Source organism: Cryobacterium sp. M25 (assembly GCF_002929635.1).
Lineage (GTDB): Bacteria > Actinomycetota > Actinomycetes > Actinomycetales > Microbacteriaceae > Cryobacterium > Cryobacterium sandaracinum.
Window position 1 is genome coordinate 1 of sequence record NZ_PJJU01000039.1, and the last position, 12,708, is coordinate 12,708.

Consider the following 12,708-nt stretch of genomic DNA (forward strand, 5'->3'; position numbering starts at 1 on the left):
TTCCTCAGCGAGATCGTGCAACAAATCGGCTCCCCCCTGCTCGAAGAACGCCTCCAGGCGGCCATCGAAGCAGAACTCACCGCAACAAAGGACAACTGACATGGCATCCACCAAGATTTGTCGCTTCGACGAACTCGGCGTCAACGAGGCAGTCAAAGTCGAAATCGATGGCGTCCCCATCGTTGTCGTCCGCGACGCCGCCGGAGACGTCTTCGCCATCGGCGACACCTGTACCCACGGGGACATCTCCCTGTCCGAAGGTTTCGTCGAGGGCGACACCGTCGAATGCTGGGCCCACGGCTCCAAGTTCTCCCTGAAGACCGGCAAGCCGCTCAACCTCCCGGCCTATGAGCCGGTCCCGGTCTACCAGGTCGACCTGGTCGACGGCGTTGTCTACATCGACCCAGCCGTCACCGTAGCCGTCTGACGCGGGCCCAGTCCCGCACCGGCCGATCGGCCACCCAACTTGTCGGCGTACGCGCCGGAGAACGAAAGAGAATTCCATGTCAGTTCTACAGATCATCGACCTGCACGTCAGCGTCTGGACCGACCAGGGCACCAAGCAGATCCTGCACGGGGTGAACCTGACCATCAACGAGGGCGAGATCCACGCCATCATGGGCCCGAACGGCTCCGGCAAGTCCACCCTCGCCTATACGATCGCCGGTCACCCGAAATACACTGTCGACAGTGGCTCGATCCTGCTCGACGGCGAAGAGGTCACCACGATGACCGTGGACCAGCGCGCCCGCGCGGGCCTGTTCCTGGCCATGCAGTACCCGGTGGAGATTCCCGGCGTCACCGTGACGAACTTCCTCCGCACCGCGAAGACCGCGATCGACGGCAGCGCGCCGCCCATCCGCAGCTGGATCAAGAATATGCGCGAGTCGATGAAGCAGCTCCGCATGGACAAGTCCTTCGCCGAACGCAACGTGAACGAGGGCTTCTCCGGCGGTGAGAAGAAGCGCAACGAGATCCTGCAGCTCGAACTGCTGAAGCCCCGCTTCGCGGTGCTCGACGAGACCGACTCCGGCCTCGACGTCGACGCGCTCAAGATCGTGTCGGAGGGTGTGAACCGGGCCAAGGAGCACACCGGCCTGGGTCTGCTGCTGATCACGCACTACACCCGCATCCTGCGCTACATCAAGCCGGACTTCGTGCACGTCTTCGTCGACGGCCGGATCGCCGAGCAGGGTGGCCCCGAGCTCGCCGACCGCCTCGAAGACGAGGGCTACGATCGCTTTCTCACCGAATCGAACGTGGGTTAGGCACATGGTTTCAACGCTGCCCCCGGCGCGCTTCGATGAAATCGAAGAGGCGCTCAAAGACGTCATGGACCCGGAACTCGGTATCAACGTGGTCGACCTCGGGCTCATCTACGATCTGGGCTGGGACGATGAGAACGATGCCCTGATCATCCACATGACCCTGACCTCGGCCGGCTGCCCGCTGACCGATGTCCTCGAGGAGCAGACCGCCGAGGCGTTGGACGGCGTCGTCGACCAGTTCCGCATCAATTGGGTCTGGATGCCGCCGTGGGGTCCCGAGAAGATTACGGACGACGGCCGCGACATGATGCGGGCCCTCGGCTTTTCTATCTGATCTTCCCCGAACGCACGCGAAAACCCCGATTTCCGGAGAGAATCGGGGTTTTCGGGTTAGATGGACTGCCGATAGCCGAAGAACTCATGGTCGTTGTGGTAACCACCAAACCCCGCACCGATCTCAGAGAAGTCCTCAACGAACTCGATTCCCTTGATCCACTTCACCATCTTGAAACCCAGCTGCGTTTCGTTGCGCAACCGAAGCGGTGCTCCGTGCCCGAAAGATATGGTCTGCCCGTTGAGGTCATAGGCGAGCATGGTCAGTTTGTAGCTCATCTGCTCGATGGGTTGGGCGTCGTAGTACGTGCCACCATCCGGACCCGCCGCGAAGGAATAGAAAATGACCCACTTCGCCTCGGGTTTCGGCTGCACCAGATCCAGGATCGTCTGCATTGAGATTCCGCCCCACTTCGCCACCCCTGACCACCCCTGAATACAGAAGTGCTGGGTGATCTGATCGTGATAGGGGAGACCCTGCAACTGTGCAAGGTTCAAATCAACGGGGTTCTCGACGAGCCCGTTGATCCTCAGTGTGTAGTCCGCGAAGTTGCCCGCTCGAAGCGCCTGGTATTCCTCGGAGTCCGGGTATTTGCCGTTGTACCAGAAGTACGGCGAAATGTCCTTCTCCGTGTACTGGCCGGGGTTCGCGTCGATGTGTTCAAATAGGCGCTGCGCGCGGCCGATCAGCGCGAAACCGACCTTCTGCACCACACGAGGATGCCGATAGGTGAAAGGCGTGGCTGCGAGCCATCCTCCAATGACGACGACCATCGAAGCCGCGAAGATCCCGATGCCGACCCACGATTCACTGTCCTGAGACGCATACATGTGGTTGAGGTTGCGCAGGGCGCCTGTGGTCATCACCAGGGTGACGTGCACAACGATGAACATGACGAACCAGCAGAGCACGAAGAAGTGCAGCGAACGGGCCACCTGGATGCTGAACACCGAGCTGATTTTACGGAAGCGGGTCGACAGCGCGGGGGACATGCCGAGGCCGGTGACCAGGGCGAGAGGCGCGGCAATGAAAACGGTGATGAAGTAGGCGATCAGCTGCAGACTGTTGTAGTTGGTCCACCCGCTCTCGGCCGGCCAGTCCAAGGACAGGTACTGAAGGGCGGCCGACGCGGCGTTGGGGACGACGTCCCAGCTCAGCGGGACCACGCGCATCCACTGCCCCGTCGCAAAGATGAGTACACAGAATATGATTCCGTTGAGCAACCAGACCGTATCGACGCCGAGGTGCCACCACCGTGCGAGACCGATGGAGTGACGGCGCCCCGGCAGGCCGACACCATCGGGCAAGGTGATTGAGTCCTCCTTCGCCGTGTAGAGCGGATTGCTCGGCACCGGCTTCTGCATGCGAAACCAGTCCTTACCCGGTGTCGAGTGCCGGGTCCAGTACAGCCGCGGATGGTCCGCCATGATGCTGACACCGGACCGGATGATGAAGATCATCATGAAGAGGTTCAGGAAGTGTTGCCAACCGACCCACGCTGGGAACCCGACCGGGGCGTTGTCGGGCAATGCAGTCGCTCCCGGATACTGGCTCATGAAGTCCTGCACCGCGGGCATCTCCCGCAGCCCCTTGGCAATGGCGATCCCCACGATCAGCAGGACCAGTCCAATGGGAATCAACCACAGCAGATTGAACCACTTGTCCGTGCCGATCCGCACCCGCGGGGCAACGCCGTACTGGGCAGGGACCCGGCCGGCCCAGTGGTCATCCACCACGTGGTACCGCTTCGTGTCCAGTTCCTCCCGAAAACTTCTCCGCGTCCCCCCTGCTCCAATGTCTGTTGCAGGAATATTTCGATCAATCGAGTTTGTATCCATACCGTCCCCATTTGAGAAGCAGGACGCCTCCCCAACCGTGTCGGGAGTGCGACATACAGCACCGTTATGCCCATCTCCTGCTTGCTGCCTGCAAGTATCCTCCTATTAAACGGAATATATTCCGCATTAATCCGGTTAACCCCCCGGGGGGGTCGATCCGTGCCCTCGGCTTCTTCATTTGATCCGCATTTGATCCGCGTCTGATCCACTCCTGATCCACTCACGTCGAAGGGGCACCGGCCATCTGGCCGGCGCCCCTTCGACGTATCCTGAGCGGTGATCCGATCCTGGTCACTCGTCCGATGTATTCTCCTCAGTGCCCATTTCCCGAGCGTCCGTTTCAGCGGACGACGCCAACTCAGACGGCTCCCAATTCTCCAAATTGATCAGGGACGGGTGCGGCCAGACGTCGGTCTCACCCTCCTCGAACATGTCGCCCACAGGGCTGATGGTTTCCTGTTCCCCATCTGAGCCGGACGGGGGAGGCCCGTCCGGGTTCGGCGGGGGTGGTGCGGCTGATTCGTGGCCCATCGTCGACGTCCTCGCATTCGTGCAGCAACCGCTGCGGCTGCAGCCGACGGTAGGCCTTCGTCCTGTTCGCCGCTAGACGAGTGGGTGACTGCTTCACGGCGCACGCCGTGGAAGCCGGCGGATGGCCTATCGTGCGCCAGCTTCCACACGGTGCGCCGCGGGACGCGACAGGCCTGACCACCGGTCGGCATCGGATGCGGTACGCCTTCGTGACGATGACGGACACGGGAGTGGGGTTCGCGAACAGGTCGAGAACCGGGCAGTGCGCGTCGACGGTTACCCGCAGCTCCTGGTAGCGCTCATCGGATTCGGGACCGGTGATGGTGATGTGCAGGCGGATCGCTGAGAAGCCGGCCCGCACGTCCTCGCTTATGCCGAACAGCCTCCGCACGTCGAGGTCGCCCTCCGCGGCAATCTCGATCTCGTCGACCTGGATGCCCAGCACCTGGGCGTAGAGGCGGTAGACGACCACCTGGCACGAGAGCAGGGCGCCGAGCGCAATCTCGACGGGGCTGGCTGCCACATCGTCTCCGGCCAGGGCTCCGGGCTCGTCGACGAGGAAGACATGCTTGCCGGCCGTGATGCGGGTGGCGACCGAGCCTTCGCCGGCGGCCGTGACCCGGTAGGTCAGTTTCGCTTTCGACGTCTCAGCGCTGATGCGCTCACTCCAAGCGGTTCCGGCGGCGATGAGGCGGCCAGCACGATCTTCGGCACGGGGGGAAAGCGCGGCGGGCGTCTGCACGAGTGTCATGCCTAACCATAGGAGGCCAGTTTGGCCCGGGCACCCCGCCCGGTCACACAACGTCATGGCCGAGCGCTGCCGCATGGTTCCCGGGCCGAAATGCACCCTGCTAGAACCTTATTCCAGTGTGTAGAATGACATTCTAAGAAGAAGGGTGAAGTCCCGATGAGCATCAAATCCCGCCGGGAGGCCCAGTCGAGCGAGACCCGCACCTTGATCGTGCGGGCCGCGCTCCAACTGATGCTTGAGCGAGGGTACATTTCCACCACTCTCGGCTCGATCGCCGCCGAGGCAGGCGTCGCGGTGCAGACCATCTACAACTCGGTCGGTGGCAAAGCCGCCGTTCTCTCCGCCGTGCTCGACCGCGCGGCCGCACGTGCACACGAACCGGAAGCCGGCCCCCCACCGCTGCGCAGTCAGATCGCCGGAGCGCGCACGGCCGCCGAGATCGTCCGAATCCTGACCGGCTGGATCGCCGACCTGAACGCCCAGACGTCCGGGGTGCACCGCGTGATCGCCCAGGCGGCCGGAGTCGATGCAGACATCGCGGAGCTGGAGATGCGGCGTTCCGCCCAGCGACTTCTCCAGTACGGCGAGGTCGCGACCGCGCTGCGCTCACGGCACAGCCTGCGCGGGGGAGTGAGCGACCACGAGGCGGCGGCAACGGTGTGGGCGCTCGGGCATCCACAGGCCTACCGGTCTCTGGTCCTCGACCTCGGCTGGTCGGATGCCGCTTACCGGGACTGGCTGGCGAAGGCGCTCCAGGGGGCACTTTCGCTTCCCGGCGCACACCGAGGCGCAACCAATCAAATATAGTGGAGAGTTGGCCCGCTTCGGCCAGAAAATTCTACGACTCCCCTGAACGGACTGTTGCTGTGCTGAGTGTGCAAAATCTCGAAATCCGAGTTGGGGCGCGCGTGCTCATGGAAGACGTCAGTTTCCGCGTTTCCGCCGGTGACAAGATCGGCCTGGTCGGCCGCAATGGGGCTGGTAAGACGACACTGACGAAGACTCTGGCGGGTGAGACAGTTCCGACCAACGGCTCGATCGACCGCACCGGTGAGATCGGCTATCTGCCCCAGGACCCCCGCTCGGGCGACCCGGACATGCTCGCTCGGACCCGAATCCTGGATGCCCGCGGCCTCGGCACGATCTCCCTGGGTCTTGCCCAGGCCGGTATCGACATGGGCAGCGACGACCCCAAGACCAGCGCTAAGGCCATGCGCACCTACGGCAACCTCACGGATGAGTTCAACGCGCTCGGCGGCTATGCGGCCGAGGCGGAAGCCGCGTCGATCGCCAGCAACCTGAACCTTCCCGACCGCATTCTCGACCAGCAGCTGCGAACCCTGTCCGGCGGACAGCGTCGCCGCATCGAACTCGCCCGTATCCTGTTCTCGGCCGCGGAAACGATGATCCTCGACGAGCCCACCAACCACCTCGACGCCGACTCCGTGGTCTGGCTGCGGGAGTTCGTCAAGAACTACCGCGGCGGATGCATCATCATCAGCCACGACATCGAGCTGGTCGGCGACACGGTGAACCGGGTGTTCTACCTCGACGCCAACCGCATGGTCATCGACATCTACAACATGAACTGGAGGAACTACCAGCGGCAGCGCGTGGCCGACGCGGACCGTCGTAAGAAGGAACGCGCCAACGCCGAGAAGAAGGCGTCGACCCTCCAGCTGCAGGCCGCGAAGTTCGGCGCCAAGGCGAGCAAGGCTGCCGCCGCCCACCAGATGGTGGCGCGCGCCGAGAAGCTCCTGTCCGGACTGGACGCCGTGCGGGCAGTCGACCGCGTCGCCAAACTGCGCTTCCCCGAGCCCGCCCCGTGTGGGCGCACCCCGCTGATGGCCACCGACCTCTCCAAGAGCTACGGCTCGCTGGAGATCTTCGCGGCCGTGGATCTGGCCATCGACCGCGGCTCGAAAGTGGTCATCCTCGGCCTCAATGGTGCGGGCAAGACCACACTGCTGCGCATGCTCGCGGGCGTGGATAAGCCGGACACCGGAGAGATCGTGCCCGGCCACGGCCTGCGGATCGGCTACTACGCGCAAGAGCACGAGACGATCGACGTCAAGCGCAGCGTGCTAGAGAATATGGTGTCCTCCTCGCCCAACATCACTGAGATGGAGGCGCGCCGGGTTCTGGGCTCGTTCCTTTTCACCGGCGACGACTCGCACAAGCCGGCCGGGGTTCTGTCCGGTGGCGAGAAGACCCGGCTGGCCCTGGCCATGATCGTGGTGTCGGGCGCGAATGTTCTGCTGCTCGATGAACCGACTAACAACCTCGACCCGGCCAGCCGCGAGGAAATCCTCGACGCCCTGGCGCACTATGCCGGGGCTGTCGTCCTCGTGAGCCACGACGAGGGCGCTGTCGAGGCGCTGAACCCCGAGCGCGTGTTGATCATGCCCGATGGCACTGAGGATCACTGGAACAAGGACTACCTTGATCTGATCATGCTCGCCTGATCACCCTTCCTGCGCTCAGCACACTTCCCGGGCCTACTGGCCCGGGCATTCGTGTCTCCGTGTCCCTCTGACCTGCCGATCATCTGCCGTCGATGAGCTCGTCCTCGATCTCCGAGTCGCTGCGCGGTTTGGCAGCCTGACGGCGGGCACGCTCGGCGGCGCGAACGCGCTCGTCCGGGTCGTCGAAGTTCACGGCTCGGTACTCCTGCCGGATGGCCCAGCCCAGACCGACGAAGCCCATCAGGGCGAACACGAACCATTGGAATGCGTAGGACAGGTGAGGCCCCTCGTCTTTGACCGGGCGGGTGATCGCCACGGGACGTTCGTCCGGCGTCGGTTCCTCGGAAGCCATCAGCCCGTACGCGCCGGTGTACGTCGGAAGGTCCATCCGGGTGGACACCTCGTCGAGGTTGATCGTCGCGATCTGGTCGCCCGTGGCCGACCGCCCGGCCAGCGAAGGCTCACCGGCCTTGAGCCGGGCGATGACGGTGACCACCCCCGAGGGGGCGGTTGGCACGGATGCCGGGGCGTCGGGGGTCTGCCCGGTCGGTAACCAGCCCCGGTTCACGATGAAGACCGAGCCGTCGGCGAGTAGCAGGGGAGTGAGAACCTCGAAACCTGGGTTGATATTGAGCGGGCGGTTGCGCACGATCAGCTCGTCGTCCGTCAAATACGTGCCGGTCATGACAACGGGCAGCCACTTCTGAGACGCGGAGAACGCGTCCAGACCAGGCAGAGCCTCGGCCAAGGGAACCGGGTCCGCCGCATAGTTGGTCTCCACTTTGTCCATTTCGGAGAGGGCGTCGGAGCGGCGCGCGAGCTGCCAGAGACCGAGCCCGGAGCAGACGGCCGCAAAGAGGATGGTCAGCGCGAGGTATCCGGCCCAGCGCCGGGTGAACGCAAACTTCCAGCCGATCACGCCGGCCCGGCTTCCGGCTCTACAGCCTCAAGGGAGACCGGCAGAGGCGAGACGGCTAATGGGAAGTCTCGACTGGCCAGGAAATCGCGGAGGTGATCGACGTGCAGGTCGCAGGCCAGCCAGGTCTTCACGCGGTCTCGAGCGTGTATACGGGGATTGCGCCAGTCCAACCGCCAGTCGGCGTTCTCACGACAGCCGGCGCGCGAGCAGTTCGTCGTTTCGAGATCGGCGCCGAGGCCGATCACGTTCCGCTCTCGTCATTGTCCGGTCCGCGAGGCGGCGCCCGGAACACCTGCACGGCTCCCGGTCGGACGACCGTGGACGCCACGGCGCTGCCCTGAACATTCGCAAAGACGACCGCGAAGTAGGGAAGGGCGATCGCGCCGATGGCGCAGACGAGCAGCCACCAGCCCTGGACGAAGAGCATCAGCACGATGCAGACCATCCGGATGCCCATGGCGATCGAGTATTTGATCATCCGGGCACGACGCAGTTCCTCGGGTGAGGGGGGGAGCGAGGTGATCGACTGCTGCTTCATGGATGCCATCGATTCGGTCAGTCGGGGGAGTTCTCCCTGTAAATTCTACGTCTCGTCGGGCTTAAACGTAGACGCCCTAAACTGGAAAATACATGCGTACGGCTGTTCGTTCGCTGAGAAAAAGAGATTGGACCCAGCATGACGACTGGCAGAACTGTCCTTGTCACCGGGGGAAACCGCGGCATCGGATTCTCTATCGCGGAGGAGTTCATCAGGCAGGGACACCGCGTCGCGGTCACCGCCCGCTCCGGGGACGGCCCCAGCGGCAGCCTGACGGTGCGCGCGGATGTGACGGACGCCGCATCCATCGACGCCGCGTTCACCGAGATCGAGGCGGCGCTCGGCCCCGTCGAGGTGGTTGTCGCCAACGCGGGCATCACCAGGGACATGCTGCTGATGCGGATGAGCGAAGACGACTTCACCTCGGTCATCGACACCAACCTGAGCGGCGCCTTCCGAGTCGTGAAGCGTGCGTCCAAGGGGATGCTCAAGGCCCGGTTCGGCCGCATCGTGCTGATTTCCAGCGTGGTCGGCCTGTACGGCTCCGCGGGACAGGTCAACTACTCCTCCTCGAAGAGCGGTCTGATCGGTCTCGCCCGTTCGGTGACCCGTGAACTGGGCGGGAGGGGCATCACGGCCAACGTCGTCGCACCGGGTTTCATCGAAACCGATATGACCGCAAAACTCTCCGAGTCGCAGCAGGCCGACTACAAGCGCAGCATCCCGGCGGGACGATTCGCGACTCCGGTCGAGGTGGCTCGGGTTGTCACCTGGCTTGCCGGGGACGACGCCGGGTACATCTCCGGCGCGGTCATCCCCGTCGACGGCGGACTGGGGATGGGGCACTAACCGCGCAGACCGAGTATCGGCAGGACCTGGCTCAGGTCGCGGGTATCCAGGGCCAGGTCCGCCTGCGCCCTCACGATCGGTTGCGCGTTGAAAGCGATGCCCAGACCGGCTGCCCGCATCATCGTGAGGTCGTTTGCTCCGTCGCCGACGGCGACGGTCTGGGGCAGGGCTACGCCCTCGAGGGCGGCCCACTCCCGCAGGGCCGCGGCCTTGGCGGCGGCGTCGATGACGGGTCCGACCAGGCCGCCGGTGAGGCGACCGTCGGCCACCTCCAGCCGGTTCGCCCGCCAGTGATCGAGGCCGATGGCGGCAGCGAGCGGGTCGAGCACCTCGTGGAAGCCGCCCGATACCACCCCGATTCTGCTGCCCTGGGCGTGCAGGCCGTCGATGAGTTCCTGCACCCCGGGAGTCGGGCGGACGAGCCGCCCGACCTCCGCGAAAACATCCGTGGACAGTCCGGCCAGAGTCTTGACCCGGAGCCGTAGACTCTGCGCGAAATCGATCTCGCCGCGCATGGCCTGCTCGGTCACCTCGGCGACGAGGGCCAGCGAGCCGGCCGCATCCGCGAGCAGCTCAATGACCTCGTCTTCGATCAGGGTGGAATCGGCGTCCAGGACGACGAGGAAACGAACGAACTCGGTCACGGGTGGACGTGGACTCCCTTGCCGACGACGGTGATGCCGGACTCGGTGACGCTGAAGCCCCGTGCGCGGTCCCGCTCACGATCAATGCCGACTTCCGCTCCGGCGGCGACCACCACGTCCTTGTCCAGAATCGCCCGACGCACGGTCGCACCCGGTTTGATCTGCACCCGGTCGAAAACGATCGAGTCCACCACCTGGGCGCCGGAATCGATGGCGGCCCAGGGGCCGAGAACGCTGCGTTCGATGTGCGCTCCCGAAATGACGCAGCCGAGGGAAACGATCGAGTCGATCATGGTGCCGAGGAAGCCGCGTCCGTCCCGGACGAACTTCGCCGGCGGAGAGTTGAGCTGCTGGCTGAAGATGGGCCACTTCTGGTTGTAGAGGTTGAAAACGGGCAGTGCGCTGATCAGGTCCTGGTGCGCCTCGAAGAAGGAGTCGATGGTACCCACGTCGCGCCAGTAGTCGCAGTCGCGGTCGGTGGATCCGGGGACGTCATTGAGCTTGAGGTCGTAGACGCCGGCCTCACCGCGGGACACGAAGTCGGGAATGATGTCGCCACCCATGTCGTGGCTCGAGTCGGCGCGTTCGCCGTCGCGCAGGACGGCCTCGATCAGCGCCTCCGTGTTGAAAACGTAGTTGCCCATGGACGCGAAGACCTCGTGCGGGGCATCGGCGAGGCCGACGGCATCCTTCGGCTTCTCGCGGAAATCACGGATGCGGTCCGGCGTCGCCGCGTCGACCTCGATGACGCCGAACTGGTCGGCCAGACCGATCGGCTGACGGATGGCCGCGACGGTTGCGGCGGCTCCGGAGGCGATGTGAGCCTCGATCATCTGGCTGAAGTCCATCCGGTAGACGTGGTCGGCTCCGACGACGACGACGATGTCGGGCTTCTCGTCATGGATCAGGTTGAGGCTCTGCAGGATCGCGTCCGCGGATCCGCTGAACCAGCGCTTGCCGAGGCGCTGCTGCGCCGGCACCGATGCGATATAAGAGTTGAACAGGCCACCAGAAACGTGCCAGGTCTGGGAGACGTGACGGTCAAGGCTGTGGGACTTGTACTGGGTGAGAACCACGATCTGGGTGAGGCCCGAATTGATCAAATTCGACAGCGCGAAGTCGATCAGCCGGTAGTGACCCCCGAAAGGAACGGCCGGTTTCGCACGGTCCTCCGTCAACGGCATGAGCCGTTTTCCTTCTCCGCCGGCGAGCACGATTCCAAAGATCTTCTTTGACTGCATGTCTTTACAGTAGGGCCATTCGTCACGTCGATCCAGCACGAGTGGGTGTGCCTCCGGCCAGCCTGCGCTAGCTTTGCCTCATGCGAGTGGATCTGTTGACCAAGGAATACCCCCCGGAGATTTACGGCGGAGCAGGCGTGCATGTGGCGGAGCTTGTGAAGGCCCTTCGCACCGACATCGACGTCTCCGTGCGATGTTTCGGCGCGCCCCGCGACGCCGTCGACACCCACGCGTATGAGGTGCCGGCGGAACTGGCCGGCGTGAATGCGACGCTGGCCACGCTCGGCGTCGACCTCCAGATGGCGCAGGACGTGCAGGGCGCCGACATCGTGCATTCCCACACCTGGTACGCCAACGGCGCCGGTCACCTCGCGAAGCTCCTGCACGGGATTCCGCACGTTGTGACCGCGCACAGCCTCGAGCCGCTCCGCCCGTGGAAGGCCGAGCAGCTCGGCGGAGGCTACCGGGTCTCCAGCTGGATCGAACGCACCGCCTTCGAAGCCGCGGATGCCGTCATCGCAGTCAGCGGTGGGATGCGCCGCGACATCCTGCGCAGCTACCCAGCACTTGACGCTGCTCGGGTGCACGTCGTCTACAACGGCATCGACCTCGAACGGTGGAAGCCCACGGACGACCGGGACACCGTGCGGGCACTGGGCATCGACCCGGACCGACCGGCCGTGGTCTTCGTGGGCCGCATCACCCGGCAGAAGGGGCTTCCCTACCTGCTCCGCGCGGCAGCCCTGCTGCCACCGGAGGTGCAGCTGGTGCTCTGCGCCGGCGCCCCCGACACCCCGGGCATCCTGGCCGAGGTCACGGCCGGGGTCGAGGCCCTCCAGCGCGAACGCTCCGGCGTGGTCTGGATCGATCGCCTCCTGTCGCAGCACGACCTGGCCGCCGTGCTCACTGCCGGCACCGTCTTCGTCTGTCCGTCGGTCTACGAACCGCTCGGCATCGTCAATCTGGAGGCCATGGCCTGCGGGCTGCCGGTCGTCGGAACGGCCACCGGGGGCATCCCCGAGGTGGTCGCCGACGGCGTGACCGGCCGGCTCGTGCCCATCGACCAGGCCACCGACGGAACCGGAACTCCCATCGATGCCGACCTTTTCGTCTCAGACCTGTCGCGCACCCTGATCGAGGTCCTCGCCGACCCGGCCAACGCCGCCGCGATGGGCCGAGCCGGCCGGGTCAGGGCCGAGCAGATGTTCAGCTGGACCCAAATCGCCACCCGCACCCGGGAGATCTACGCCTCACTACTCTGAGTCGGGCTCCGACTAACCGCTAAAACGGGTGCTGCAGGAGTGCCCGGCACCCGTTTCGCGTGTCTGGG

14 protein-coding genes are annotated in these 12,708 nt (G+C 64.7%); 7 read left to right on the forward strand and 7 right to left on the reverse strand.

The window, feature by feature from the left end; genetic code table 11:
- The first annotated feature begins 100 nt into the window (after positions 1–100).
- The 3 genes from CXY81_RS03815 to CXY81_RS03825 all read left to right on the forward strand — a co-directional run bounded on the left by CXY81_RS03815 (position 101) and on the right by CXY81_RS03825 (position 1,602).
- The gene (locus tag CXY81_RS03815) at positions 101–427 is read left to right on the forward strand and encodes a non-heme iron oxygenase ferredoxin subunit (protein ID WP_104194032.1); all 327 of its coding nucleotides are present in this window, start codon (positions 101–103) and stop codon (positions 425–427) included.
- A gap of 76 nt (positions 428–503) precedes the next feature.
- Complete coding sequence (gene sufC / locus CXY81_RS03820; protein WP_104194033.1) at positions 504–1,268, forward strand: Fe-S cluster assembly ATPase SufC; 765 nt, start codon at positions 504–506, stop codon at positions 1,266–1,268.
- A gap of 4 nt (positions 1,269–1,272) precedes the next feature.
- Complete coding sequence (locus CXY81_RS03825; RefSeq protein ID WP_104102197.1) at positions 1,273–1,602, forward strand: metal-sulfur cluster assembly factor; 330 nt, start codon at positions 1,273–1,275, stop codon at positions 1,600–1,602.
- Positions 1,603–1,658: 56 nt separating this feature from the next.
- On the opposite strand, the gene CXY81_RS03830 is transcribed toward CXY81_RS03825, so the two are convergent.
- Together CXY81_RS03830 and CXY81_RS03835 are read right to left on the reverse strand one after the other, a co-directional pair.
- Positions 1,659–3,338, reverse strand: a complete 1,680-nt coding sequence (locus CXY81_RS03830) for a molybdopterin-dependent oxidoreductase (protein ID WP_233193970.1) — start codon at positions 3,336–3,338, stop codon at positions 1,659–1,661.
- Positions 3,339–3,855: 517 nt separating this feature from the next.
- A complete protein-coding gene (locus CXY81_RS03835) occupies positions 3,856–4,722 on the reverse strand; it encodes an OsmC family protein (RefSeq protein WP_104194035.1) in 867 nt (288 codons plus the stop codon).
- A 156-nt stretch (positions 4,723–4,878) separates the two neighbouring features.
- Here CXY81_RS03835 and CXY81_RS03840 point away from each other — a divergent pair, with 156 nt between their 5' ends.
- The gene (locus CXY81_RS03840) at positions 4,879–5,529 is read left to right on the forward strand and encodes a TetR/AcrR family transcriptional regulator (RefSeq protein ID WP_104194036.1); all 651 of its coding nucleotides are present in this window, start codon (positions 4,879–4,881) and stop codon (positions 5,527–5,529) included.
- A gap of 59 nt (positions 5,530–5,588) precedes the next feature.
- A complete protein-coding gene (locus CXY81_RS03845; protein WP_104102190.1) occupies positions 5,589–7,187 on the forward strand; it encodes an ABC-F family ATP-binding cassette domain-containing protein in 1,599 nt (532 codons plus the stop codon).
- 79 nt (positions 7,188–7,266) lie between these two features.
- On the opposite strand, the gene CXY81_RS03850 is transcribed toward CXY81_RS03845, so the two are convergent.
- The 3 genes from CXY81_RS03850 to CXY81_RS03860 are packed head-to-tail and all read right to left on the reverse strand — an operon-like array spanning position 7,267 to position 8,653.
- The gene (locus tag CXY81_RS03850) at positions 7,267–8,106 is read right to left on the reverse strand and encodes an SURF1 family protein (RefSeq protein ID WP_104169938.1); all 840 of its coding nucleotides are present in this window, start codon (positions 8,104–8,106) and stop codon (positions 7,267–7,269) included.
- Complete coding sequence (locus CXY81_RS03855; RefSeq protein ID WP_104194037.1) at positions 8,103–8,351, reverse strand: hypothetical protein; 249 nt, start codon at positions 8,349–8,351, stop codon at positions 8,103–8,105. Before CXY81_RS03855 ends, CXY81_RS03850 begins: the two co-directional genes overlap by 4 nt.
- Complete coding sequence (locus tag CXY81_RS03860; protein ID WP_233193971.1) at positions 8,348–8,653, reverse strand: DUF3099 domain-containing protein; 306 nt, start codon at positions 8,651–8,653, stop codon at positions 8,348–8,350. The genes CXY81_RS03855 and CXY81_RS03860 overlap by 4 nt, the downstream gene beginning before the upstream one ends.
- 129 nt (positions 8,654–8,782) lie before the next feature.
- Between CXY81_RS03860 and fabG the strand changes: the two genes are divergently transcribed.
- Positions 8,783–9,493: a 3-oxoacyl-ACP reductase FabG gene (fabG, locus tag CXY81_RS03865; RefSeq protein ID WP_104169936.1), complete on the forward strand. Its 711-nt coding sequence runs from the start codon at positions 8,783–8,785 to the stop codon at positions 9,491–9,493.
- Here the strand turns inward: fabG and serB are convergent.
- Both serB and glgC read right to left on the reverse strand, forming a co-directional pair.
- On the reverse strand, positions 9,490–10,137 hold the full coding sequence (serB, locus tag CXY81_RS03870; RefSeq protein ID WP_104194038.1) for a phosphoserine phosphatase SerB: 648 nt from the start codon (positions 10,135–10,137) through the stop codon (positions 9,490–9,492). The two genes, fabG and serB, sit on opposite strands and share 4 nt — an antisense overlap.
- Entirely contained in the window at positions 10,134–11,378 is a 1,245-nt protein-coding gene (gene glgC, locus CXY81_RS03875) for a glucose-1-phosphate adenylyltransferase (RefSeq protein WP_104102176.1), read from the reverse strand. Before glgC ends, serB begins: the two co-directional genes overlap by 4 nt.
- Positions 11,379–11,458: 80 nt before the next feature.
- Here glgC and glgA point away from each other — a divergent pair, with 80 nt between their 5' ends.
- Positions 11,459–12,640 carry a glycogen synthase gene (gene glgA / locus CXY81_RS03880; RefSeq protein ID WP_104194039.1) on the forward strand — a complete coding sequence of 394 codons (1,182 nt, stop codon included), beginning with the start codon at positions 11,459–11,461 and terminating at the stop codon, positions 12,638–12,640.
- Positions 12,641–12,708: the final 68 nt, after the last annotated feature.

What these genes read in the sequence shown, in the direction of transcription:
- CXY81_RS03815 (WP_104194032.1), top strand. Translation starts at nt 101, where the DNA reads ATGGCATCCACCAAGATTTGTCGCTTCGACGAACTCGGCGTCAACGAG.
- sufC (WP_104194033.1), top strand. Translation starts at nt 504, where the DNA reads ATGTCAGTTCTACAGATCATCGACCTGCACGTCAGCGTCTGGACCGAC.
- CXY81_RS03825 (WP_104102197.1), top strand. Translation starts at nt 1,273, where the DNA reads ATGGTTTCAACGCTGCCCCCGGCGCGCTTCGATGAAATCGAAGAGGCG.
- CXY81_RS03835 (WP_104194035.1), bottom strand. Translation starts at nt 4,722, where the DNA reads ATGACACTCGTGCAGACGCCCGCCGCGCTTTCCCCCCGTGCCGAAGAT.
- CXY81_RS03840 (WP_104194036.1), top strand. Translation starts at nt 4,879, where the DNA reads ATGAGCATCAAATCCCGCCGGGAGGCCCAGTCGAGCGAGACCCGCACC.
- CXY81_RS03860 (WP_233193971.1), bottom strand. Translation starts at nt 8,653, where the DNA reads ATGGCATCCATGAAGCAGCAGTCGATCACCTCGCTCCCCCCCTCACCC.
- fabG (WP_104169936.1), top strand. Translation starts at nt 8,783, where the DNA reads ATGACGACTGGCAGAACTGTCCTTGTCACCGGGGGAAACCGCGGCATC.
- glgC (WP_104102176.1), bottom strand. Translation starts at nt 11,378, where the DNA reads ATGCAGTCAAAGAAGATCTTTGGAATCGTGCTCGCCGGCGGAGAAGGA.
- glgA (WP_104194039.1), top strand. Translation starts at nt 11,459, where the DNA reads ATGCGAGTGGATCTGTTGACCAAGGAATACCCCCCGGAGATTTACGGC.